23 protein-coding genes are annotated in these 23,168 nt (G+C 43.2%); 18 read left to right on the plus strand and 5 right to left on the minus strand.

The window, feature by feature from the left end; genetic code table 11:
- The 4 genes from DWZ93_RS00005 to DWZ93_RS00020 form a co-directional block, all read left to right on the plus strand.
- Nucleotides 1-405: ABC transporter permease (locus DWZ93_RS00005; RefSeq protein WP_147364644.1), on the plus strand; the 405-nt coding region annotated here is incomplete at its 5' end.
- A 13-nt stretch (nucleotides 406-418) separates the two neighbouring features.
- A complete protein-coding gene (locus tag DWZ93_RS00010; protein WP_118451613.1) occupies nucleotides 419-1,096 on the plus strand; it encodes an ABC transporter ATP-binding protein in 678 nt (225 codons plus the stop codon).
- Nucleotides 1,097-1,192: 96 nt separating this feature from the next.
- Nucleotides 1,193-1,780, plus strand: coding sequence for a hypothetical protein (locus tag DWZ93_RS00015; RefSeq protein WP_118451614.1), 588 nt, complete (start codon nucleotides 1,193-1,195; stop codon nucleotides 1,778-1,780).
- A 394-nt stretch (nucleotides 1,781-2,174) separates the two neighbouring features.
- On the plus strand, nucleotides 2,175-2,519 hold the full coding sequence (locus DWZ93_RS00020; RefSeq protein WP_118451615.1) for a hypothetical protein: 345 nt from the start codon (nucleotides 2,175-2,177) through the stop codon (nucleotides 2,517-2,519).
- A 139-nt stretch (nucleotides 2,520-2,658) separates the two neighbouring features.
- Here the strand turns inward: DWZ93_RS00020 and gap are convergent, their stop codons facing one another.
- The gene (gene gap, locus DWZ93_RS00025; RefSeq protein ID WP_118451616.1) at nucleotides 2,659-3,681 is read right to left on the minus strand and encodes a type I glyceraldehyde-3-phosphate dehydrogenase; all 1,023 of its coding nucleotides are present in this window, start codon (nucleotides 3,679-3,681) and stop codon (nucleotides 2,659-2,661) included.
- Nucleotides 3,682-3,945: 264 nt separating this feature from the next.
- Here gap and DWZ93_RS00030 point away from each other — a divergent pair, with 264 nt between their 5' ends.
- The 11 genes from DWZ93_RS00030 to DWZ93_RS00080 all read left to right on the plus strand — a co-directional run bounded on the left by DWZ93_RS00030 (nucleotide 3,946) and on the right by DWZ93_RS00080 (nucleotide 14,571).
- Nucleotides 3,946-4,179: a hypothetical protein gene (locus DWZ93_RS00030; protein WP_118384039.1), complete on the plus strand. Its 234-nt coding sequence runs from the start codon at nucleotides 3,946-3,948 to the stop codon at nucleotides 4,177-4,179.
- A gap of 224 nt (nucleotides 4,180-4,403) precedes the next feature.
- Complete coding sequence (locus tag DWZ93_RS00035; protein WP_118384040.1) at nucleotides 4,404-4,898, plus strand: NADH-quinone oxidoreductase subunit NuoE family protein; 495 nt, start codon at nucleotides 4,404-4,406, stop codon at nucleotides 4,896-4,898.
- 31 nt (nucleotides 4,899-4,929) lie between these two features.
- A complete protein-coding gene (nuoF, locus tag DWZ93_RS00040; RefSeq protein WP_118451617.1) occupies nucleotides 4,930-6,825 on the plus strand; it encodes an NADH-quinone oxidoreductase subunit NuoF in 1,896 nt (631 codons plus the stop codon).
- A 15-nt stretch (nucleotides 6,826-6,840) separates the two neighbouring features.
- Nucleotides 6,841-8,583, plus strand: coding sequence for an NADH-dependent [FeFe] hydrogenase, group A6 (locus tag DWZ93_RS00045; RefSeq protein ID WP_118451618.1), 1,743 nt, complete (start codon nucleotides 6,841-6,843; stop codon nucleotides 8,581-8,583).
- A gap of 111 nt (nucleotides 8,584-8,694) precedes the next feature.
- Nucleotides 8,695-9,339: an HAD family hydrolase gene (locus DWZ93_RS00050; protein ID WP_118384043.1), complete on the plus strand. Its 645-nt coding sequence runs from the start codon at nucleotides 8,695-8,697 to the stop codon at nucleotides 9,337-9,339.
- Between the two features lie 21 nt (nucleotides 9,340-9,360).
- Nucleotides 9,361-11,073 (plus strand): [Fe-Fe] hydrogenase large subunit C-terminal domain-containing protein, encoded by a 1,713-nt coding sequence (locus tag DWZ93_RS00055; protein WP_118451619.1) that lies wholly within the window; start codon nucleotides 9,361-9,363, stop codon nucleotides 11,071-11,073.
- 1 nt (nucleotide 11,074) lies between these two features.
- A complete protein-coding gene (locus tag DWZ93_RS00060) occupies nucleotides 11,075-12,247 on the plus strand; it encodes a SpoIIE family protein phosphatase (RefSeq protein ID WP_118384045.1) in 1,173 nt (390 codons plus the stop codon).
- 49 nt (nucleotides 12,248-12,296) lie between these two features.
- The gene (locus DWZ93_RS00065) at nucleotides 12,297-12,566 is read left to right on the plus strand and encodes a nucleotidyltransferase family protein (RefSeq protein ID WP_118384056.1); all 270 of its coding nucleotides are present in this window, start codon (nucleotides 12,297-12,299) and stop codon (nucleotides 12,564-12,566) included.
- On the plus strand, nucleotides 12,550-12,723 hold the full coding sequence (locus DWZ93_RS00070) for a nucleotidyltransferase substrate binding protein (RefSeq protein WP_243007115.1): 174 nt from the start codon (nucleotides 12,550-12,552) through the stop codon (nucleotides 12,721-12,723). The genes DWZ93_RS00065 and DWZ93_RS00070 overlap by 17 nt, the downstream gene beginning before the upstream one ends.
- 62 nt (nucleotides 12,724-12,785) lie before the next feature.
- Nucleotides 12,786-13,025 (plus strand): Imm32 family immunity protein, encoded by a 240-nt coding sequence (locus DWZ93_RS00075; RefSeq protein WP_118384046.1) that lies wholly within the window; start codon nucleotides 12,786-12,788, stop codon nucleotides 13,023-13,025.
- Between the two features lie 208 nt (nucleotides 13,026-13,233).
- Complete coding sequence (locus DWZ93_RS00080; RefSeq protein ID WP_118384047.1) at nucleotides 13,234-14,571, plus strand: MATE family efflux transporter; 1,338 nt, start codon at nucleotides 13,234-13,236, stop codon at nucleotides 14,569-14,571.
- Between the two features lie 76 nt (nucleotides 14,572-14,647).
- On the opposite strand, the gene DWZ93_RS00085 is transcribed toward DWZ93_RS00080, so the two are convergent.
- Nucleotides 14,648-15,433: a DUF3169 family protein gene (locus DWZ93_RS00085; protein ID WP_158574263.1), complete on the minus strand. Its 786-nt coding sequence runs from the start codon at nucleotides 15,431-15,433 to the stop codon at nucleotides 14,648-14,650.
- Nucleotides 15,423-15,641, minus strand: coding sequence for a helix-turn-helix transcriptional regulator (locus tag DWZ93_RS00090; RefSeq protein ID WP_118451621.1), 219 nt, complete (start codon nucleotides 15,639-15,641; stop codon nucleotides 15,423-15,425). The genes DWZ93_RS00085 and DWZ93_RS00090 overlap by 11 nt, the downstream gene beginning before the upstream one ends.
- 187 nt (nucleotides 15,642-15,828) lie before the next feature.
- Between DWZ93_RS00090 and DWZ93_RS00095 the strand changes: the two genes are divergently transcribed.
- Both DWZ93_RS00095 and DWZ93_RS00100 read left to right on the plus strand, forming a co-directional pair.
- A complete protein-coding gene (locus DWZ93_RS00095; protein WP_118384050.1) occupies nucleotides 15,829-16,215 on the plus strand; it encodes a DUF6483 family protein in 387 nt (128 codons plus the stop codon).
- Between the two features lie 27 nt (nucleotides 16,216-16,242).
- Complete coding sequence (locus DWZ93_RS00100) at nucleotides 16,243-18,372, plus strand: CocE/NonD family hydrolase (protein ID WP_118384051.1); 2,130 nt, start codon at nucleotides 16,243-16,245, stop codon at nucleotides 18,370-18,372.
- 59 nt (nucleotides 18,373-18,431) lie between these two features.
- Here the strand turns inward: DWZ93_RS00100 and aroA are convergent, their stop codons facing one another.
- Nucleotides 18,432-19,733 carry a 3-phosphoshikimate 1-carboxyvinyltransferase gene (gene aroA / locus DWZ93_RS00105; protein WP_118451622.1) on the minus strand — a complete coding sequence of 434 codons (1,302 nt, stop codon included), beginning with the start codon at nucleotides 19,731-19,733 and terminating at the stop codon, nucleotides 18,432-18,434.
- Nucleotides 19,734-19,773: 40 nt separating this feature from the next.
- On the minus strand, nucleotides 19,774-20,868 hold the full coding sequence (locus DWZ93_RS00110) for a prephenate dehydrogenase (protein WP_118384053.1): 1,095 nt from the start codon (nucleotides 20,866-20,868) through the stop codon (nucleotides 19,774-19,776).
- Between the two features lie 202 nt (nucleotides 20,869-21,070).
- On the opposite strand from DWZ93_RS00110, the gene DWZ93_RS00115 reads away from it, so the two are divergent.
- Nucleotides 21,071-23,146: an elongation factor G gene (locus DWZ93_RS00115; protein ID WP_118451623.1), complete on the plus strand. Its 2,076-nt coding sequence runs from the start codon at nucleotides 21,071-21,073 to the stop codon at nucleotides 23,144-23,146.
- The last annotated feature ends 22 nt before the right edge of the window (nucleotides 23,147-23,168 follow it).

The raw sequence follows: 23,168 nt of genomic DNA on the forward strand, positions 1-23,168 counted from the left end.
TTATTAATATTAGGATATGGATTGATGGCGTTGATCACGTTGTTGTCATTAACCAATATTTTCCAAAGCATATCGACTTCTATGCGTATGCGAAGAAAAGAGTTCGCAGCTTATCAGTCGATAGGAATGTCTCGGAAAGATCTGAAAAGGATGTTATCCATAGAGGCAGGTTTTTATGGGATTATCGGGTGTGTGATTGGAATACCGATAAGTTTTCTTGGATTATTAGGCGTGTATGATACCTATCACGAAGTTTTTTATAATATTACATGGAAAATACCGTGGGATATGGTGCCGATACAGATTGTAGTTGCAGTGTTATTGCTGATCGTACCCGTGAGATATGCAATGTCACAATTGAAACATCTGAATATTATCGAATCTATTCGTAACGATAACCAGTAAGGGAGGCGCGAAGATGGAAGTATTGAGAACGGAAGATCTTACAAGAGAATATGGCTTTGGAGATAATAAGGTTGTTGCACTTAACCATGTTTCCTTTTCGGTGGAAGAAGGAGAGTTTGTCACGATTTTAGGTCCGTCGGGTTCAGGAAAGTCAACGCTTCTTCATCTCCTGGGAGGTGTTGACAAACCGACATCCGGCAAGGTATATATTGGCGGACAGTCCATTTATGAAATGAAAGAACGTGAGCTGACTGCTTTTCGAAGGAGAGAGATTGGTCAGATTTATCAATTTTATAATCTGATTCCGGTACTGAACGTGGAAGAGAATATATGTCTGCCGATGCTCCTGGATCACAGACAGGCAGAACGAAAAGATTTGGATGAATTACTGGATTTACTCGGCCTCACAGAGCGTGTGAATCATCTTCCGAGCGAATTGTCCGGCGGTCAACAGCAGCGAGTTGCAATTGGAAGAGCACTGATCAGTAAACCGAAATTGATTTTGGCAGATGAGCCTACAGGAAATCTGGACCAGAAGAACAGCCGCGAGATTATCAAGCTTTTTCGCGAACTGAATGAAAAATATGGACAGACGATTCTCTTGATTACCCATGATGAGAAGATCGCAGAACATGCAGAGAGGATTCTTGTGATTGAAGATGGACGAATAGTAAAGGATAGTCGGAGGTGAGAAACTTGCTTTTAGAAAAGAAAAAATGCCGTATTTATGCGGCGCACGGCGTTTCGCAAACGCCTATGAGGTAATTAAAGTGAGGAGTAATGGAAAATGAAAAAAGAGTGGAAAGTTACGATTCTTGTAATATTAGTGGAAGTGTTGTTTGTCTGGATTTGTTATACAGCACCAGGAACCGGAAGACGAAGTCCACTGCTTTTAGAAGAAAAAGGCAGAGTAACAGATATTGATTTAAGTAAGCAACAAATAACTGTTCAACTTGAAAGTCTAAATAGTTATTATGATGGGTTAAAAGTACAGCCATATGATAGTGATAAAGTTGTTTTAAATTGTAGATGGATGGAAAAAAGTGCTTCAACTTTAAAAGAAATAAAGCTAAATGATGAAGTGATATATATGCATTACGATAATAAGCCCAATAGAGTTGAAAAATTAGAACTTTTATATGAAGAGAAAGCAGTTGTAACAGGTGTATTTTTATATCGTAATGAAATTAAAGTAAAACTTAAACAGAATAATTCTATATGTAATTTCTATGAAAAAGAAGAAGTGTCATTGGATTGTAGTCATTTATATCAAGGAAATGATGTACTGGATTCGTTAGAAATATCTGATGAAATTATATTTTCTCATTTTTACGATGAGCCATATGAAATAAAAAGCATAAAACGGGAGGATTAAGTTCTATGAAAAAATCATCATTTTAATAGTAAGCATAATTATTATTTTTGGTGGATATCGATACTATAAGGCAAAGAATTCTAATGTATCATTTAATTATGGAATTCATCCGTTTGAGGAAAATGCAGTTGTTGAAGAGATTAATTCGGATAACCGGGAGATTACAGTATTTATAAAAGATAGCGATACTTACCTGGAATCTGAAAAAAATCCATATGAAGATAAAGAGATTAAATTAAATTGCAGTAAGATGGAGAAAGAGAAATTGGAACAACTGGAAATATTTGATGAAATAGTATTTACACATGTGCATGATGATCCATATACTGTGCTAGAGGTTAAAAAATTGTAAGAAATAGTGGATGCGCTTTTCAATAAATGGGGGAATCTAATAATGAAGAAAGCGGTATGTGTAATATTAGGATTAATTATTGTATTTGGTGCACGCCCATTATATGGGTTAGTAAATAATGAAGTAAGTTTTAATACAGGAATGTACTTATATGAAGAGACAGCAGTTGTTAAAGATATTGATTTGAATAACGAGAAAATTACCGTGTCTATAGAAAACAGTGATACTTACTGGAGAGCCGATTCAGATCCATATGAAGATAAAGATATTTGTTTGGATTGCAGTAAGGTGAAGGAAGCAGTATTGGAACAATTGGAAATATCCGATGAAATAGTATTTACACATATATATGTTGAACCATATATCGCAGCAGAAATAAAAAAATAAAGCAGACCTGCCGCACTCTTTACGAATGCGGCAGGTCTTTTGTCGTTCGGTTCATAATCGTAATAACGAATGCATATGTCCCTTACAGAAAGTATATTACATATCAATCAGAAACGAGCTCGGTCCTATTCAGAACTATTTAGCGATTATGGTCGACCTGATCCATGTACTGGATAAGACGCATTACCTGACTGGTATAGCCCCATTCATTGTCATAGAAACAGATCACCTTGAAAAAGTGGGAATTCACCTGAATGCCCTGTCGTGCGTCGAAGATGGAAGCATGAGAATCTCCGATGAAATCAGAAGATACTACTTCATCATCCACATAATCCAGAATACCGGACAAATATGTCATAGAGGCTTTCTGAACTTTTTTGCAGATTTCTTCGTAAGATGCCGATTTCTTCAAAGCTACGTTTAAGTCAACAACAGATACATCTGAAGTAGGTACGCGATAAGAGATGCCACTCATTTTGTCCTTCAATGAAGGAATTACGAGGGAGATTGCTTTAGCTGCTCCGGTGGTAGATGGGATTAGATTGCCAAATGCAGAACGGCCGGTTCTCCAGTCCTTCTGAGAACGGCTGTCAACAACCTTCTGCTTAGCAGTAGCTGCGTGGATCGTGGACATGAGTCCGTATTCAATACCGTAATTGTCTTCTAGAATCTTGCAGATCGGTGCCAGACAGTTCGTCGTGCAGGATGCATTGGAAACTACGGGCATATCACTGTTGTATTCGGTATGGTTTACACCCATGATAAAAGTAGGTGTCTCTTCATCTTTTGCAGGAGCAGATATAATAACCTTTTTAGCCCCGCCTTGCAGATGATCCATAGCTTTCTGCGTTGTGCAGTAGGCGCCGGTTGCATCAATGATATATTCAGCACCACAGCTGTCCCATGGGATCAGAGAAGCGTCCGATTCAGAAAATACAGGAATCTTCTGACCATTGATGATCAGACCCTGCTCATATGTGTCAAGCTCCCCCTGGAAACGTCCGAAGGTTGAATCATAGCGGACCATATATTTCATGTAGTCCAGATCAGCATTACGCACGTTGATCCCACAAAGTTTAAAAGTATCTGGTTGACTGATGGCAATACGGAGAGCGACGCGTCCGATGCGTCCAAATCCGTTGATGCCAATTGAAATTGCCATTTTACAATTACCTCCTATAAGTCATATTAAATGCATAGAGCACCCACAGATATCCTGGGTGCGGTTATTCTGACCGAGCAATGTAACTGGCTTTTTCTGATTTGATGTAATTTACTGTCAGTGTAACATGGAATAATGAAAAATACTATATATGGAAGAGTAATTAAAATATTAACGAAAATGCATACAAGATAACTGACTGATTGAAAACTTTGTGAAGAAATGTTATGATTTTAAGCGGAAATATCCATATAGGAGGCAATTATGAGAGAGGAACGTTTTAAGATGGAGCGCCCGGGGTTGGTAGAAGAAGGACAGGAAGTTGTGATCAGCGAACGAAGTCCGAGCACCGGGAGATATACTTATCTGGTAGAACCATCTATTGCCATGTCGGGAATATACCGCACAGCGGAGCGGATCCGGGACAGGAAAGGCGTCATCAGGAAGATTGAGGAGACTGACCGGGGATTTTATCTGATTGTTGAGATAGAGCAGTAATAAGAGAGCTTTTGCAGGGAGAATATACTTGCAAAAGTTCTCTTTTTTATAATTTGTGATTTGATAAAAAATGCACAAGTTAATTGATAATAATTCAAACAAACTATAAATAGCGACGAAAAAATAGAAAATTAATGAGAAAAATTATAGATATTAGACAATTTGTGTGCTAATATAATAAATAACTTGTGTGAAAATCGATAAATTCAAATGGAGGTAAAGCTATGCTTTCAAAAAAATCTGCAGTTCCGTTTAGAGGAACGAAGGAGCAGGAAGAAGAACTGCTTAAGGTGATCGAAGAATTGAAAGATGAAAAAGGCGCTTTGATGCCGATTATGCAGAGAGCGCAGGACATCTATGGATATCTGCCGATCGAGGTCCAGAAAATTATCTCAGACCAGACGGGAATCCCGTTGGAGAAGATTTATGGAGTGGCAACATTTTATGCACAGTTTAATCTGAGTCCGAAGGGACGATATCAGATATCTGTCTGTCTTGGCACGGCATGCTATGTAAAGGGATCCGGCGATATTTATAACAAGCTGATGGAAAAGCTTGGTATCGTGGGCGGAGAGTGTACGCCGGACGGAAGATTTTCGCTGGATGCGTGCCGTTGTATCGGGGCCTGTGGACTGGCACCGGTCATGACGATCAATGAAGAAGTATACGGACGCCTGAAGGTGGAGGATATAGATGATATCCTTGCGAAATACGAGTAGTGGTTAACTTGATTAGAAGTGGAGGGACAGAATGAAATCTCTGGAAGAATTACGGGTAATTAGAGAGCGTATGCAGGGAACAGTGGCATACCGCTCAGAACACGAATCTCTGGAAGAGGCTGTAGCTTCTGAGCACGGCAAGTACCGCACTCATGTGCTGGTATGCGGAGGAACAGGATGTACATCATCCGGCAGCCAGAAGATCAGAGAACGTCTGGATGAAGAGATCCGGAAGAACGGACTGGAAGAGGAAGTATGTGTGATCAAGACAGGTTGTTTTGGTCTGTGTGCGCTGGGACCGATCATGATTGTGTATCCGGAGGGCGCGTTTTATTCTATGGTCAAGGAAGAAGACATTCCTGAGATTGTAGAAGAGCATCTGGCAAAGGGCAATGTAGTGAAGAGACTGCTCTATGATGAGACGGTGAAGGGAGAAGATGTACTTCCGCTGCAGGAGACGAATTTCTATAAGAAGCAGCACCGTGTGGCACTGCGTAACTGTGGCGTGATCAGTCCGGAGAATATTGACGAATACATAGGTACAAGAGGATATGAGGCGTTAGGTAAGGTGCTGACCGAGATGACACCTGCAGAAGTTATTCAGGTGATGCTTGACAGCGGACTCAGAGGAAGAGGCGGTGCAGGTTTCCCAACCGGTATGAAATGGAAATTCGCGGCAGCGAATGAAGCAGATCAGAAATATGTCTGTTGTAACGCCGATGAGGGTGACCCGGGTGCATTTATGGACAGATCCGTACTGGAAGGTGATCCGCACGTTGTACTGGAAGCCATGGCGATCGCAGGCTATGCCATTGGGGCGTCACAGGGATATATCTACGTGCGTGCAGAGTATCCAATCGCAGTAGAACGTCTGAATATTGCGATTAAGCAGGCAAGAGAATACGGACTGCTTGGCGAAGATATATTTGGATCGGGATTTGATTTTGATATTGAGCTTCGTCTGGGAGCAGGAGCATTTGTCTGCGGAGAAGAGACCGCACTGATGACTTCGATCGAGGGTAACCGAGGAGAACCGAGACCGCGTCCGCCATTCCCGGCATTAAAGGGACTGTTCCAGAAGCCGACAATTCTGAATAACGTAGAGACACTGGCGAATATCCCACAGATTATCCTGAACGGTCCGGAATGGTTTGCATCGATGGGAACAGAAAAGTCCAAAGGAACCAAGGTATTTGCTCTGGGAGGCAAGGTCAATAATACCGGTCTGGTAGAGATTCCGATGGGAACGACTCTGCGGGAGATTGTAGAAGAGATCGGCGGAGGCATTCCGAAGGGCAAGAAGTTCAAGGCTGCGCAGACCGGAGGTCCGTCCGGCGGATGTATTCCGACAGAGAATTTTGATGTACCGATCGACTATGATAACCTGATCGCGATCGGTTCCATGATGGGTTCCGGTGGTCTGATTGTTATGGATGAAGATACCTGTATGGTAGATATTGCCAAATTCTTCCTCGAATTTACTGTGGATGAATCCTGTGGCAAATGTGCACCGTGCCGTATTGGTACCAGACGTATGCTGGAGATCTTAGAGAAGATTACCAAGGGACAGGGAACGATGGAAGATCTGGACCGTCTGGAAGAACTGGCAGCGCATCTGAAGTCGAATTCACTGTGTGCGCTTGGTCAGACAGCACCGAATCCGGTACTCTCTACCCTGCGTTACTTTAAAGATGAATACATTGCCCATATTGTGGATAAGAAATGTCCGGCAGGTGTTTGTAAGGATCTGCTGCAGTACAAGATCAATGCGGACAAATGTAAGGGTTGTACGCTTTGTGCACGTATCTGTCCGAATGGTGCGATCAGCGGTAAAGTAAAAGAACCACATGCGATCAATCCGGAGAAATGTTTGAAATGTGGTGCATGTATGGAAAAATGTCGCTTCGGTGCGATTTATAAGGAATAAGGGAGGATAGAGAATATGGAAACGGTTAATCTTACAATCAATGGACTGAAAGTATCTGCACCGGCCGGCTCTACGATCCTTGAGGCAGCACATGCAGCCGGAATCAGAATTCCTACTCTCTGCTATTTGAAGGAGATCAATGAGATCGGTGCATGTCGTATGTGTGTAGTAGAAGTAAAAGGAGCCCGTAATCTGGTAGCTGCCTGTGTACATCCGGTCAGTGAAGGGATGGAAGTGTATACGAATACACCGAAGCTGATTTCATCCAGAAAGAAGACACTGCAGCTCTTGTTGTCGAACCATGATAAGAAATGTCTGTCCTGTGTGCGCAGCGGTAACTGTGAATTACAGCAGCTCTGCAGGGAATATGGCGTGGATGATGAGAATTATTTTGCAGGTGAGAGTAATCACTATGAGTTGGATGATTCCGCAGCGCATATGATCCGTGACAATAACAAATGTATCTTGTGCCGCAGATGCGTGGCTGTCTGTGAGAAAGTTCAGGGAGTCGGCGTGATCGGAACCAATAACCGTGGATTTGCGACCTTTATCGGTTCTGCATTTGACATGGGACTTGGAGAGACCAGTTGTGTATCCTGTGGACAGTGTATCGCAGTCTGTCCGACCGGTGCATTATATGAAAAAGATTATACAGATAAGATTATAGAAGCAATCGCTGATCCGGAGAAATACGTGGTCGTTCAGACTGCACCATCTGTCAGAGCCGCGCTTGGCGAAGAATTCGGTTATCCGATGGGAACGGATGTGGAAGGCAAGATGGTAGCAGCGCTCAGAAGAATCGGATTTGACCGTGTATTTGATACGGACTGGGCAGCAGACCTGACGATTATGGAAGAGGCACATGAGCTTCTGGAACGTGTACAGAATGGTGGAAAGCTTCCGCTGATCACATCCTGCTCGCCTGGATGGATCAAATACTGCGAGCACTATTTCCCGGATATGACAGAGAATCTGTCCAGCTGCAAATCACCGCAGCAGATGTTTGGTGCGATGGTGAAGACTTACTTTGCCGAGAAGCAGGGTATCGATCCGAAGAATATCGTATCGGTCAGCGTGATGCCATGTACGGCCAAGAAGTTCGAGATCGGAAGAGATCATCAGAATGCAGCCGGAGTACCGGATGTGGATATTGCCATCACTACCAGGGAACTGGCACGATTGATCCGTCGTTGTGGTATTGAATTTACTGCACTTCCGGATGAAGGCTTTGATGATCCGATGGGTGAGTCTACGGGAGCGGCAGTAATCTTTGGAGCGACCGGCGGTGTTATGGAAGCAGCTCTTCGTACTGCGGTGGAGACATTGACGGGAGAAGAACTTGCTAATCTGGAATTTACAGATGTGCGTGGCACAAAGGGCATCAAAGAGGCTGAATATCAGGTGGCAGGCATGGATATTCGTGTGGCAGTTGCTTCGGGACTTGGCAATGCAAGAGAACTTCTGGAGCAGGTAAAATCTGGTGAGAAACAGTATCACTTTATCGAGATCATGGGATGTCCGGGCGGATGTGTCAACGGAGGCGGCCAGCCGCAGGTATCCGGTGATGTGCGTAATTTCACTGATGTACGTGGTATTCGTGCAAGCGTACTGTATCGCAATGATCAGGCGAAGGTAATCCGTAAATCGCATGAGAATCCGGCAATCAAGAAACTGTATGAAGAGTATCTGGGAGAACCGGGAAGCAAGAAAGCACATGAGACATTGCATACAACCTATGTAAAACGCACAGTTAATTAAGGATAGTCCATAATATTTTAGAAGGGTGGAAATGCATTGCATTTCTGCCCTTTCTTCTATACAATAAAAGCAGAATATCTTTGATGTCTGACATCAATGAGGGAGGCTGTAATGGGAAACTATCAATATTATTTATTCGATCTGGATGGTACGCTGACGGATTCAGGAGAAGGAATTATGAATTCAATCCGTCATGCTTTGCATAAATTTGGAATTACAGAGTATGAGGAAACGACACTGCGTAAGTTTATCGGACCACCGCTTGCAGAGTGCTTTCAGAAGTATTTTGATCTGTCACCGGAGGAAGCACGCAAGGGAATCGATTATTACCGGGAATATTATACTGATGGGGGAATGTTTGAAAATGAGGTCTATCATGGCGTAAAAGAGCTGTTAGAGGGTTTGAATGCGAAAGGAAAGACATTGATTGTTGCTACGTCAAAGCCTGAGTTATTTGCGGAGCAGATTCTGGAACATTTTGATCTGGCGAAGTATTTTGCCTGTATTGCCGGAGCGTCTATGGACGAGACCAGAGTGCATAAAGATGATGTGATTGCTTATGCATTGCAGAAGTATAAAGGAATTGATCATAAAAAAGCGGTGATGATCGGCGATCGTTCGCATGATATTATGGGCGGTAAAGCGAATGGCATGGATACGATCGGAGTGCTTTATGGATTTGGAAACCGGGAAGAATTAGAAGAAGCCGGAGCTGATATTATTGTGGAGACACCAGAAGAAATATTGAGATATTAAGGTATGTGAGGAGGGCTTTGCATGAAGGTCATTGATTTTAAGGATGCCAAATGCAGACATTGTTACAAATGTGTCCGTTATTGTGAGGTAAAGGCAATTTCAGTACAGAATGAACAGGCGCATATTATGGAGGATCACTGTATTCACTGTGGACAGTGCCTGGAAGTCTGTCCGCAGAATGCCAAGACATTTGCCAGCGATATGGAACGGGTGAAGGGATATCTTCAGAGAGGTGTGCGTACGGTGCTTTCACTTGCACCGTCATATCTCAGTGTACTTGACTTTGATCAGCCCGGACAGGTGGTAGATGCACTTATGAGGCTTGGGTTTGATGAAGTGCGGGAAACAGCAGAAGGTGCAGCATTAGTCACAGAAGAGTATCAAAAGCTACTTAAAAGTGGACAGATGACGAACATCATCTCTACTTGTTGTCCAAGTATTAATGATTTGATCGAGAAATATTATCCAACATTAGTCCCGATGATGGCTCCTGTTGTATCTCCGATGATTGCACATGGACGTCTGATTAAGCAGATGTATGGACCAGATGTGAAAGTCGTCTTTCTGGGACCTTGTATTGCTAAAAAAGCAGAAGCAGTTGGAGATGAGCGGGTAGAGGGAGCAATTAATGCCATTTTGACATTTGAAGAGATTATCCGTTGGTGGAGAGAAGAAGGTATCAGGGTAGAGGAATGCGAAGACAAGCCGATGGGTAATCCGGATCCGGGGGTGAACCGGTTGTATCCAATAGGCGGAGGTGTGATTACATCCGTACTGACAGGAGGACTGGAAGATCATTATGAGAAATTTCATGCAGAGGGAATTAAGACATGTATGGAATTACTGGATGAACTGATACGTGGAGAGGTAAAAGGCGGATTTTTTGAACTAAATGTATGTAAAGGTGGATGTGTAAAAGGACCGGCTGCTGAACGATGGAAACGTTCTATGCTAAAAGCAAGGCTGGATCTGGAACATCAGGTGAAATATACGGAAGAAGCTGTGCATATAGAACATGAGCCAATTCTTCTGGATAAGGTATTTGAAGATCGTTACATCCAGGATGATCAGCCAACAGAACGAGAGCTTACAGAAGTGCTTCGCGCTATGGGAAAATATGCAAGACAGGATGAACTGAATTGCGGAGCGTGTGGATATGCTACCTGCAGAGCCAAAGCAGAAGCTGTATATCAGGGAAAGGCAGAGATCAGCATGTGTCTGCCACACGCAGTGGCACAGGCTGAGTCTATGTCAAATCTGGTAATGGATGCAACACCGAACATGGTCTTGATTGTCGATCGGGATATGCATATAAGGGAATGCAATAAAAGAATGCTGGATAAGCTGGGAATTTCCCGAGAAGAGGCACTGGAGCGATATATTTTTGAATTTATTGAGGTTGAAGATATTGAACAGGTGCTGGAAGATAAAAAATCCATTTTAAGGAAACGAATTCAGTTAGAAACACTTGATGTTATTGCTAAAGAAACGATTGTGTATATAGAGTCGGTGGATTCGGCATTGGTTGTCTATCAGGATGTGAGCAAAGAGGAAAAGGCGAGAGAACAGCACATGAATCTGAAGATGGAGACGATTGATATCGCGCAGAAGGTCATTGATAAGCAGATGATGGTAGCACAGGAAATTGCCGGACTGCTGGGAGAGACTACAGCAGAGACCAAAGTGACGCTTTCTAAGTTGAGAGATTCGATTCTGGATGACGGAGAGGATTAAGATGAGTGTAAGTGTAGATATTTGCTGGAAAAGTTTTAACAAGAATCGTGAAGAATTGTGTGGAGATAAAGTCGAAGTACTGAAAACAGAAGATTCCAGTATTATTATTCTTGCAGATGGTATGGGAAGTGGAGTAAAAGCGAATATTCTTGCAACACTGACATCAAAGATTTTGGGCACGATGTTTCGGGAGGGCGCAGAGATTGATGCATGTGTTGAGACGATTGCCCGTACACTGCCTATCTGTAAAGAACGGGAAGTAGCATATGCGACATTCAGTATCTTGCAGATTTTTCGAGATGGAGAAGCCTATCTGGTAGAATATGATAATCCAAAATGCGTGTTTATACGCAACAAAGAAATAATAAACTATCCTTATCAGGAGCGAGTCATTGAAGGAAAGAAGATTCGTGAGTATCGATTTCATGTAGAACTCAATGATTGTTTTGTACTGATGAGTGATGGGGCAATCTGGGCCGGCGAAGAAGAAACTATGAACTATAACTGGGAGTGGGATGATATGGCAGCTTATACGCTAAAATGTACGAACGAGACATTGTCGGCAGCAAGACTGGCAGCTATGCTCAGCCAGGTGTGTTACGACCTGTATGGACAGAAGCCGGGAGATGATACAACCGTTGCAGTAACCAGAGTTATCCGCAGACAGGTGGTCAATATCTTCACAGGTCCACCGTCCAGAAAGGAAGATGATGAGCGGGTTGTACATGATTTTATGAAGCAGGAAGGCAAGAAAGTTATTTGTGGCGGTACCAGTGCCAATGTGGCATCTCGTGTATTAAAACGGGAGATCGTAACGCTGGTCAAGCATGCAGATCCAAAGATTCCGCCAATGGCAACAATGGAAGGTCTGGATCTGGTAACGGAAGGCGTATTGACCATCGGAAGTGCGCTGGATCTCCTGCACCGCTATGAAAATGATGATTTTGATGAAGCATTTTTTGATGCACTGGATGCAGAGAACGGTGCAGCCAAACTTGCAAGGCTGTTGATCGAAGAGTGTACGGATCTGAATCTTTTTGTAGGAAGAGCACTGAATCCTGCACACCAGAATTCTAATCTGCCATTCGATCTCAGCGTGCGTATGAATCTGGTAGAACAGCTGAAGGATTGTGCAGAGCGGATGGGTAAACATGTGACAGTGAAGTATTATTAGACTGTATTGAAAAAGAATTATTAAAAGTAGTAAAATGGCAGGTGATATTATGAAGGTCGAAGAAGTTATAAGTGAGGTTGCAAAACTTTGCAGAAACTTTCATGCTAAAGAAGTGATTTTATATGGATCAAGAGCAAAAGGGACTGCGAGAGAGCGAAGTGATATAGATATCGCGGTCACGGGAGTAAAGAATTTTGATATACTTGAGGAAAAGATAGAAGAATTGCCGACATTGTATAGTGTTGATTTGTTGAATATGGATACTTGTAGAAATGATTTGTTAAAGGAGGATATCAGACAGTATGGACGAGAAATTTAACAGACGTTTTGTGTCTTTTACTAAATCCCTGGATGCATTGGCAGAAGCCAGGGAAAGAGACCTTTCAGACTCTTTTGTGCTGAGCGGGACCAGTGCTAAATTCAGTATAACATTTGATCTGGCATGGAAAGTAATGAAAGATATATTAATACATTGATTTATTCTATGATTTCAAAAATGTGGTAAATGAATTAATGTTATAAAATAGAGGGAATGAGTATGATAGCTTTTGGTTATGAAAAAGATAATGATGAAGAAAAACTGATGAAATTGAGTGAAACTACGTTACAATGCAACAACGAAGAACTGGATAGAATTATAGATTTTCTAAATCGGATTAAGAATACAAATTATGAAGCAGGAGATCATTATCACTACAGAGATTTTAATAAGAAGTGGACTTCAGAAGAATCGGATTTTATTATTTTTTTGGAAGAAGATGTAGAAAGTTCGAGATAAACATATTTAATAGTAGATATGTTATATTTGACATTTTACTCTGACTTTGCTAAAATACTCACCTGTGAACAAAAATTCTAAGAACTTAATATGATAGAGCGTTGATTTTCAATGCTACGGTTGGACATCCATAATCCATAATTCGGGTTATGGATGTTTTGATGTATGGTGGAATAATATTGACAGTGGAAAATCGGAAAGGAGAAGTATGGAGAACGAATTATTTGAACAGACATCAGTGCCGAAAGCTTATATGAAGCTTGCGTTTCCCGTGGTAATGAGTATGATGGTTTCGCTGGTTTATAATATGGTGGATACATATTTTATCGCATTGACAGGAGTGCAGGAACTGGTGGCGGGAGTGTCGTTGGCGGCACCGATATTTACGATGATGATTGCGTTTGGAGATATCTTTGGACTTGGTGGAAGTTCGGTAATCTCCCGGCTGTTTGGACAGAAGAGAAATATGGATGCGAAGAGAGTCAGTGCATTCTGTGTCTGGGGATCGATTGTATTTGGCATCTGTGTGACGATCATACTGTTATTGTTCCGGCCGCAGATTCTTCGGGTATTGGGAGCAAATGATGTGACAATGCAGTATGCCAGTGGATATTATACATGGATTGCGATAGGAGCAGTGTTTATCATATTTGGACTTGTGCCGACCAATATTCTCCGCACGGAAGGACTGGCTGCACAGGCAATGCTTGGTTCTATTATCGGTTCTATCGTGAATATTATTCTTGATCCGGTATTTATCTTTGGATTGAAACAAGGGGCGGCAGGAGCTGCAATCGCAACGGTGCTTGGCAATATGGCAGCGGATCTTTATTATATGTATGCGATGATGAAAAAGGCAAACCGTTTGTCAGTGGCAATTACGGAGACCAGAATTTCCGGGCATATGATAGGTAACATTCTGTTAATTGGCATTCCGGCATCAATCACAAATCTCATGCAGAGCTTTATGGTCATGCTGACGAATCATTTCCTGCTGGAGTACGGAACGGACAAAGTCGCAGCCATGGGAATTGCATTAAAAGCCAATATGCTCACGGCTCTGATACTGGTCGGATTTGCATTTGGCGGTCAGCCGCTTGTAGGATATAATTATGGCGCAAAAAACGAAAAAAGATTAAAAGAAATATTAAAGTTTGCATATTTGTTTGAGATGGGAACCGGACTTGGATTTGCAGTACTTGTCAGTATCTTTGCACCTACAGTTATCCGAGTATTTATGAATGATCCGGGGATTGTAAATAATGGAGCTATGATGCTTCGGTATCAGCAGTTCGGTATGATGTTCATGGCAGTAACGCTGGTATCAACCTGTGTCTGCCAGTCTGTGGGAAATGCGTCGGGAGCACTTGTGCTGTCGATCAGCAGACAGGGCGTAGTTTATGCCATGACGATTGTTGTTCTGTCCAAAATATTTGGATATACAGGAGTGCTGGCGGCACAGGCATGTGCAGATGTGCTGACGGCGGTGATGGCCGGACTTATTATCAGGCATATCTTTTTCCGACATAAAGATCATAACGTATAATACAAAAATCATGCCTGTCACAGCAGAGAAGCTGGCAGGCATGATTGAAGATGCGATCGCAGGCAGGCTGGATTAATTAGCGTTCGACTTTTACTTTTTTTAATTCTACGCAGGATTTGTTATAGGTCAGTGCCAGGATTATCTGAGTGATTCCGACTACGAGGATTGCCAGGACACCTGTGTGGAAGAACAGATGTGACAGCATGGTGAGAAGAAGCAGGAAACTAAGACATTTACTTGTAAATGAAAATGCTTTATACGCGCTCTGGTAAATGACTTCTTTTTCAGCTTCGTCACAGCTTTCCAACCATTGCTGCTGGAATTTCATAGAAGATACATCCCCTTTCTTTTCTGGATGTGTCTTCTGCAGCAGCTTTATATAGCGCGCCTGCATAATACCGTCATAGAAGACGCAGATTAAAAATGTGAGGCAGGCACCGAGTGCGATGCTGTGGTGCAGATAATCCATAGAATAACCAAATGCTAATAGTACGATGCCGCCTATATATGACAGCAGGTTGCTGGTCATCAGCATGGCACCGGTCTTTTCTTCTTTATAATCTAATTCGTCAAATTCTTCGTCATCAGCATCCGCGAGACTGTTGCAGATGTTCTTTAATCTGGAATAATAGATCTCCTGCAATATAATTGAAAGTACAGTGATCAGAAGCAGTCCCGGAAAGATCATATTCTGAATACCCGAGATTAATTTCTGCGCAGCCTGATTGAACGAATTCCCATTGTTAATCGAGAGCAATACAGCTGCTGAAGCACCCAATATAGCACCGACGATGGCACCGGCAGCCATTTTTAATGTCAGTTTGCTAAGACTGGTTGTTTTTAGGTTATCTTTATTTTTCATGGTTTTCATCCTCCTCATATTCAAATATATCTTCAACTTTTACATTACAGATCATTGCAAGCTTTAATGCCAGTGTTACAGAGGGCGAGTAGTCTCCGCGTTCGATTAGACTGATGGTCTGTCTGGATACTCCGGCAAGTTTTCCAAGCTCTGTCTGGTTCATGCCTAATTTGGATCTGTGTTCTTTTAAGCGGTTCAGTAACGGCAATCTAAGATCCTCCTTTATGATAAAATGACAATTTTATTTGTCAAAAATAGGATAGCATTGACAACTATCTTTGTCAATATGTTTTGACAACTTTTCTTGTCATTATAAACTATGCATATTATTTGATATGTGTGAAAACTATGTTATACTTATCAAAACAATACTTTGAAATCAAGGAGGTGCAGCCATGAGGTTTGAGGATGAGAAGGATTATATCATGCGTATGATCAAAGAAATGGTCAGTGTGCTGTTTTCTATTTTGCTCGGCAAGCAATATGTATCCGTGGATGAAGAGAGGAAGAATGGATATGAAGTGTCGGGGACAGATTTGAATGATCTGCTGGATATGATCGACAATGGACAGATTAATGAGGCGGAGAATCTCATGCTGGATGACATTGATTACAGTGATAAAAAGGAACTGGCGGCAGCGTTGCTATTCTATCAATATCTCTCTGAAAAGAAGAAAGATTTTCTGTGGGATCATGATTATTCGGACGAAGAAATCCTGGATGGTGCGAAACAGATATTGCAAAAAGCGGGATATGGGAATATCGTAAAGATTATGGAATAGAATTATATATGATTGAGAGGCAGTATGATGAACGAAAGAAATTACAGTAAAGTACCAGTATTTGAGAATGGAATGGCGCAGCCGGTATTTCCATTTACGGATGGGAAGACAGGTGCAGATTATAATCCGGAGACTTCGAGTATTGTGAGATATGCGGTATATGTGGAGTCTGATTATGATATGGACGGAGATGGAAAGCGAGACCTGGTCAAAGCAGTTGTACAGGTTCCAAGAAGTGCGGTGGAGGGAAATTACAAAGCTGCAACATTATTTGAAGCCCGTCCGTACTGTGCAGGTGTGAATGAAGATGGATATCCTCATATGAAAGAAGTGGCAGAAAAGGAATACCGCTATTTTGATTTTGCAGACCTTGAGCGAGAGGTTCCGGCACGTGTTCCAACTGGAAGTATCAGTGCGATGGAGCTTGCCCTTCAAGCTGATCCGTCAGACTGGTATTATCCGGATAAAGGTAATAACGATAGCATGGTCTATAGCAATCTGGACACTTTTAATTATTACCTTGTTCGTGGCTTTGCAGTTGTGCTGTGTGGTGGATTTGGTACGCTTGGCTCAGATGGATTCAACTATGTGGGATCCGATTATGAGAGAGATGCATTCAAATTCGTAGTAGAATGGCTGCATGGAGACCGCGTGGCATATGCGGACCGTGAGGGAACGATCCAGACGAAAGCAGACTGGTCGAATGGCAATGTTGCAATGACCGGAAGATCTTATGCGGGAACTATGCCATTTGCGGTGGCAACAACAGGAGTAGAAGGCTTGAAGACGATCATTCCAATCGCAGGAATTGCAGACTGGTATTCCCAGCAGAATATGCAGGGAGCACAGCGTTACTGGCCGAAAGAAGTATTGAATAGTTTTCTCGCTTACTACTGTTCCAGCCGTTATCATGACGAATCATTATCTGAAAAACAGTTGGATGATATGGCAGCATTTCACCATGAACTTAGTCTTCGGCAGTTAAAGTGTGGATTTGACTACGATGAGGAATTCTGGGGAAGCGGTAATTACTGCCTGAATGCAGATAAGATCCGATGCACCGCATTGATCGTGCATGGACTGAATGATGAAAATGTGTCTACCAAGCAGTTTGAAATGATGTACAAGTCCTTTGAAAAGGCAGGTCGGAATGTGAAGCTGTTACTGCATCAGGGTGCGCATATTACACCGACCATGTCAAACAGGGAATATGGAATCCTGGTGGATGGACAATTTTATGATGACATTGTTAACAAATGGATTTCTTATTATCTGTATGATGTGGATAATCATGCAGAGGATATGCCGGCAGTATTGGTACAGACGAATTACGATCAGAAGAAATGGGAGACGGCAGAGTCCTGGGAGACGGCATATGCCATGAATCTTGCATGTGAAGAGACGGGAACGACTGTCATCGATACAGATTGGGAAGCAGCAGGTGTCAGTGCCGAGAACTTTGATGAGCGGATGGCACTGCAGTCTGGTAATATGAACAGACGATATATGACTTCTGCTTTTGAGGAGGCAGTAACCATACAGGGAACCGTGTGCGTGAAGCTTAAAGCGGCATTAAAAGACGGCGACGCAGAGCATGACTTCCATCCGGAGAATAGAAATGATGTGGATACATTGACCATGAAGCTTGGCGATTCCAGCATTTCCGGAAAGATGGACGATGTGGAGGTTGCATTGCTGCTCTGTGATGTATGTGATGAGAAGTTTGACAGCATCCAGAGTGTGGATCCGGAAAGAAATACAATTCCGGTAGAAAAAGTGAAAGCAGGTGGCGTGATTAACGGCGGAGATCTTCCGGCATTTGATGAAGTTGAATTTGCTACCGTACATAAGAACTACCGTGTGATTACCCGTGCATTTGCAGATCTCTGCAATCCGGAAGCCGGTTATGATCCGGTAACGGCAACGAACAGTATCGAGCTGAAAAAGGGCGAATATCATGACTATCACATTTATATGAATGCGACCAGATACACAGTCGAGCCAGGACACAGACTTGCGCTTGTAATTGCAACCGAAGATCCGGTGAATTGTCTGATCCATAAGACCTATGCGGTTGAGATAGAGAATGCTTCAGTAGAAGCGAAAGTACCGGTGACAAAGGATACAGATGATAGGCTGATCAAAGCAGACGAATAAAGAGAAAGATAAGGGCGTGTAAAAATGAAGAATCATTTTTACACGCCTTTTTATTACGGTTATCTCAACTGTGCAATTGTCTCGAAGAATGCCGGATAAGACACATCCACACACTGGCTGTCTCCGATCACGGTATCCCCTTCAGCAACCAGTCCTGCAATGGCAAATGCCATAGCGATTCGGTGGTCCAGATGACTGTTGATATGTGCACCCTTTAACGCACCGGTACCTTCGATGATCATGCCATCATCAGTCGGAGTGACGTTGCCACCCATTGCCCGGAGGTTTTGGGCTACGGTGTCGATACGGTTGGTCTCTTTGACTTTCAACTCAGCAGCATCCCGGATGATGGTAGTGCCTTCGGCAAAGGCAGCCATGATGGCGATCATTGGGATTTCATCGATCAGTGTCGGGATGATGCTTCCTTCTACGACGGTTGCCTTGAGCGGTGAATAACGCACGAGAAGGTCAGCGGTCGGTTCGCCGCCGGCAGAAGTCTCGTTTAGATAAGTAATATCAGCCCCCATAGCTTCGCAGACCTTTAAGATACCGGCGCGGGTAGGATTGATACCTACATTTTTGACCAGGATCTCGGAATCCGGTACCAGAAGTCCGGCTGCGATAAAGTATGCGGCGGATGAAATGTCACCCGGAACCTGGATCTTCTGCGCATAAAGCTCTTCGCATGGGGTGATGGATGCAGTGGCAGTTCCGTCTGCGTGTGTCTCGGATGCAATATTGGCACCGAAGCCTGTTAACATCAGCTCTGTGTGATTACGCGACAGTACCGGTTCTGTGACAGCGGTTATGCCATCTGTGTATAATCCAGCCAACAGGATCGCGGATTTGACCTGCGCAGAAGCAACTTTGGAATGATAATGGATACTGTGAAGAGTGCCCGGTTCGATGCGGAGCGGTGCACAGTTATTTCCATTGATACTTGTAATCTTTGCCCCCATGGAATTCAGCGGATCCATGATACGTGCCATCGGTCTGGAATTTAAGGAGTCATCACCAGAAAGGATGCTGGTGAAATCCTGTCCTGCCAGAATACCGGAGATCAGTCGGGTGGTCGTACCGCTGTTGCCGGTGTTCAGTGTGGAATCCGGTGCAGACAGACCGTGCAGACCTTTGCCGTGTACAAGGATCCGTTCCGGTGTATTCTCAATCTCGATGCCCATTTTGCGGAAACAGCTGATCGTTGACAGACAGTCTGCTCCCTGCAAGAAATTCGTAATCTCTGTGGTGCCTTTGGCAAGTGCTCCGAACATCACAGAACGGTGGGAGATGGATTTGTCTCCCGGTAGGATAACGCTCCCTTTTAATCCGGTTGAAGGAGCAGTAATCGTTGCTTCTTTCATAGTATGCTATCCTTTCTGCTGAGTATATATGATCTGTGCCTTAACGTACGTATACCACATAACGGTGCTTCTGAAGCAGTGCGGCTGCCCGTGAAGAGGAATCCTCATCGTAGAATTCGATGCGAAGTACGCCTTCTTCAAACTCCCTGTTATGGATGATTCCGATATTTTTAATACTGATATTGTTGGATGCAAGGATGGTTGCGATCGTAGCGATTCCACCGGCTTCATCAATAATATCACAGTATACGGCAAATACTTTTTTAATCGGACCGGATGAGCGGTTCGGAATCGAATTGCGGTAATTTCTGGAGCTGTCAAACCACTGGTAAATGCCCTGCTCGTCTTCGTCTTCTATTATAGAAGCAATCTGTTTCAGCTCATCCATATATGCGTCCAGGATATTGAGAATATTGTCTTTGTTCTTCAGGCAGATATGCTGCCACATAGTCGGTGAGGAAGAAGCGATGCGAGTGATGTCCTTGAATCCTCCAGCGGCCAGCAGCTTCATCAGTTCGTCTTTCGTGTCTGCCTGCTTCACGTAGTTGACCAGAGAGGATGCGATGATATGTGGAAGGTGACTGATCGTACCTGTTACATAGTCATGCGTCTCGCAGTCCAGCTCAATTGGCAGTGCTTTCAGACTTTCAATGAGAGTAGTGTATGCATCCACTTTTTCACGGCTGACTTCTTTTGTCGGAGTCAGCACAAAGTAAGCATTCTCCAGTAACATTGCCTTGGAATTTGGGTAGCCGCTTTTTTCGGAGCCAGCCATCGGGTGTCCACCGATAAAGTTCGCATCCATGCCAAGGCGGTGTACTTCTTTGTGAATGCCGGTTTTCACGCTTCCTACATCAGTAAGAATCGTATCTTTATCAAGAAATGGCTTCACCTGAGGCAGGTAAGCATTATTATAAGAGACAGGTGCACACAGGAAAATGTATCCGCAATTCCGAAAATTCTCATCAATGGTAGTCGCGGCTACATCAATCAGAGATTCCTGAGTAGCCAGTGCCAGAGTCTCCTTATTCTTGTCAAATGCAACAATCTGATAATCCGGATAGTACTGGCGTATTGCCTTTGCGAGTGAGCCTCCGATCAGGCCAAGTCCGATAAATCCAATCTTTTTCTTCATATGTCATACCTCCGAATTCGTCACGATAATGACATTTTACTACCGTAGAACTTTTTTTGTCAATGATTTTACGCTTTAAAGCGAAAAAGTATAATTGATTGTAAAAATTGTATATAAGTGTTGAAAATATCTGAAAATTTTAGTACAATATAACCATACTCAATCGAGTGTAAGATTTTACAAATTAAGGAGGCAGCGAAATATGAAGGTTTACAGAACAGACGAGATCAGGAACGTGGTCCTGTTGGGACACGGAGGCAGTGGAAAAACCAGTCTAGTTGAGGCCATGGCTTATGTATCAGGCGCTACGAATCGTATGGGTAAAGTTTCAGACAGCAATACGATCAGCGATTTTGATAAAGAGGAACAGAAACGCGGATTTTCAATTGGTACAACACTTGTTCCGATTGAATGGGAGAAAGCAAAGATTAACGTATTGGATACGCCGGGATATTTCGACTTCGTAGGTGAAGTAGAAGAAGCAGTCAGTGCAGCAGATGCAGCAGTTATCGTAGTATCTGGTAAAGCCGGTGTAGAAGTTGGAACAGAGAAGGCATGGGAACTCTGCGATAAGTATAATCTGCCTCGTATGATCTATGTAACTGAGATGGATGTGGATGACGCCAGCTTCCGTCAGATTGTAGAAGATCTTACCGAAAAGTATGGAAAAGTGATCGCACCGCATTTTTCACCGATTCGTGAGAATGAAAAGCTGGTGGGATATGTCAATATCATCAAGAATGCAGGAAGAAGATACACCGGTATCAGCCAGAGAGAAGAGTGTGAGATTCCGGATTACTGCATGGAATACGTAGAGAAGTATCGTGAGAAGCTACTTGAGTCTGTAGCAGAGACAAGTGATGAATTTATGGAGAGATATTTCGCAGGAGAAGAATTCTCTGTTGAAGAAATTCGTGCAGCCATGCGTACAGAAGTTATGGAAGGTACAATCGTACCGGTGGCTATGGGATCTAATATTCAGGCGCAGGGTGTTGCGAATCTCCTGTCTGATATCGTAAGATTCTTCCCGAGTCCGGATTACAGAGAGTGTATCGGTGTGAATCGCACGACCAACGAGATGTTTGAAGGTCATTATAACTTCGCTTCTCCAAAGACAGCGTATGTGTTTAAGACAATGGTAGATCCGTTTATCGGTAAATATTCTTTCATAAAAGTATGCTCTGGTGTGTTAAAGGGCGATGATGTCATGTACAATGCATCTTCAGAGACGGAAGAGAAGCTTGGTAAGATCTATACCATGTGTGGTAATAAGCCGATGGAAGTCAGCGAGATGTTTGCAGGAGATATTGGTGCCATTGCCAAGCTGTCTCCGAATACGAAGACCGGTGATACACTTTCGACCAAGAATAATCAGATACTCTATGGCAAGACGGATTACTCTAAGCCTTATACATATATGAAGTATGTATGCAAGAACAAAGGCGATGAGGATAAGGTATCTCAGGCTCTGCAGAAGATGATGGCAGAGGATGTAACTGTAAAGGTAGTGAACGACAGCGAGAATCGTCAGACACTACTGTATGGTATGGGAGACCAGCATCTGGAAGTACTTGCAAGCAAGCTGGCTGCCAGATACAAATGTGAGATCACACTGGAGACACCAAAGGTTGCATTCCGTGAGACTATTAAGAAGAAATCTGACGTAGATACCAAGTATAAGAAACAGTCCGGAGGACATGGACAGTATGGACATGTTAAGATGCGTTTTGAGCCATCCGGAGATCTGGAGACACCATATGTGTTCGAAGAAGAAGTAGTTGGCGGAGCAGTTCCGAAGAATTACTTCCCGGCAGTAGAGAAAGGACTTCAGGAATCTGTTCTGAAGGGACCTCTTGCAGGATATCCGGTAGTTGGAGTAAAGGCTGTTCTTTATGATGGATCTTATCATCCGGTAGACTCATCTGAGATGGCATTCAAGACTGCTACGATTCAGGCGTTCAAGAAAGGCGTGATGGAAGCAGGTCCGGTACTTCTGGAGCCAATCGCGTCTGTTAAGGTTACCGTACCGGATGATTATACCGGTGATGTTATGGGAGATCTGAATAAGCGCCGCGGTCGTGTACTTGGCATGAATCCGGTTGGAAGCGGCAAGACCGTGATTGAGGCAGATGTGCCGATGACAGGTCTGTTTGGATATTGTACCGTACTTCGTTCTATGACAGGCGGAAGAGGAACTTACGAATACGAATTTGCACGCTACGAACAGGCTCCGTCTGATGTGCAGGAAGCTGAGATCGCAAAACGCGCAGAGGAATAGTTGGAATAAATATGATAAGGGA

Origin of the sequence: Dorea sp. AF36-15AT (genome assembly GCF_003477705.1) — a bacterium.
Lineage (GTDB): Bacteria > Bacillota > Clostridia > Lachnospirales > Lachnospiraceae > Claveliimonas > Claveliimonas ammoniilytica.

What these genes read in the sequence shown, in the direction of transcription:
- gap (WP_118451616.1), bottom strand. Translation starts at nt 3,681, where the DNA reads ATGGCAATTTCAATTGGCATCAACGGATTTGGACGCATCGGACGCGTC.
- DWZ93_RS00100 (WP_118384051.1), top strand. Translation starts at nt 16,243, where the DNA reads ATGAACGAAAGAAATTACAGTAAAGTACCAGTATTTGAGAATGGAATG.
- DWZ93_RS00115 (WP_118451623.1), top strand. Translation starts at nt 21,071, where the DNA reads ATGAAGGTTTACAGAACAGACGAGATCAGGAACGTGGTCCTGTTGGGA.
- DWZ93_RS00080 (WP_118384047.1), top strand. Translation starts at nt 13,234, where the DNA reads ATGGAGAACGAATTATTTGAACAGACATCAGTGCCGAAAGCTTATATG.
- DWZ93_RS00015 (WP_118451614.1), top strand. Translation starts at nt 1,193, where the DNA reads ATGAAAAAAGAGTGGAAAGTTACGATTCTTGTAATATTAGTGGAAGTG.
- DWZ93_RS00050 (WP_118384043.1), top strand. Translation starts at nt 8,695, where the DNA reads ATGGGAAACTATCAATATTATTTATTCGATCTGGATGGTACGCTGACG.
- DWZ93_RS00030 (WP_118384039.1), top strand. Translation starts at nt 3,946, where the DNA reads ATGAGAGAGGAACGTTTTAAGATGGAGCGCCCGGGGTTGGTAGAAGAA.
- DWZ93_RS00035 (WP_118384040.1), top strand. Translation starts at nt 4,404, where the DNA reads ATGCTTTCAAAAAAATCTGCAGTTCCGTTTAGAGGAACGAAGGAGCAG.
- DWZ93_RS00055 (WP_118451619.1), top strand. Translation starts at nt 9,361, where the DNA reads ATGAAGGTCATTGATTTTAAGGATGCCAAATGCAGACATTGTTACAAA.
- DWZ93_RS00045 (WP_118451618.1), top strand. Translation starts at nt 6,841, where the DNA reads ATGGAAACGGTTAATCTTACAATCAATGGACTGAAAGTATCTGCACCG.
- DWZ93_RS00060 (WP_118384045.1), top strand. Translation starts at nt 11,075, where the DNA reads ATGAGTGTAAGTGTAGATATTTGCTGGAAAAGTTTTAACAAGAATCGT.
- DWZ93_RS00065 (WP_118384056.1), top strand. Translation starts at nt 12,297, where the DNA reads ATGAAGGTCGAAGAAGTTATAAGTGAGGTTGCAAAACTTTGCAGAAAC.
- DWZ93_RS00010 (WP_118451613.1), top strand. Translation starts at nt 419, where the DNA reads ATGGAAGTATTGAGAACGGAAGATCTTACAAGAGAATATGGCTTTGGA.
- DWZ93_RS00095 (WP_118384050.1), top strand. Translation starts at nt 15,829, where the DNA reads ATGAGGTTTGAGGATGAGAAGGATTATATCATGCGTATGATCAAAGAA.
- nuoF (WP_118451617.1), top strand. Translation starts at nt 4,930, where the DNA reads ATGAAATCTCTGGAAGAATTACGGGTAATTAGAGAGCGTATGCAGGGA.
- DWZ93_RS00075 (WP_118384046.1), top strand. Translation starts at nt 12,786, where the DNA reads ATGATAGCTTTTGGTTATGAAAAAGATAATGATGAAGAAAAACTGATG.
- aroA (WP_118451622.1), bottom strand. Translation starts at nt 19,733, where the DNA reads ATGAAAGAAGCAACGATTACTGCTCCTTCAACCGGATTAAAAGGGAGC.
- DWZ93_RS00070 (WP_243007115.1), top strand. Translation starts at nt 12,550, where the DNA reads ATGGACGAGAAATTTAACAGACGTTTTGTGTCTTTTACTAAATCCCTG.
- DWZ93_RS00085 (WP_158574263.1), bottom strand. Translation starts at nt 15,433, where the DNA reads ATGAAAAATAAAGATAACCTAAAAACAACCAGTCTTAGCAAACTGACA.
- DWZ93_RS00110 (WP_118384053.1), bottom strand. Translation starts at nt 20,868, where the DNA reads ATGAAGAAAAAGATTGGATTTATCGGACTTGGCCTGATCGGAGGCTCA.
- DWZ93_RS00020 (WP_118451615.1), top strand. Translation starts at nt 2,175, where the DNA reads ATGAAGAAAGCGGTATGTGTAATATTAGGATTAATTATTGTATTTGGT.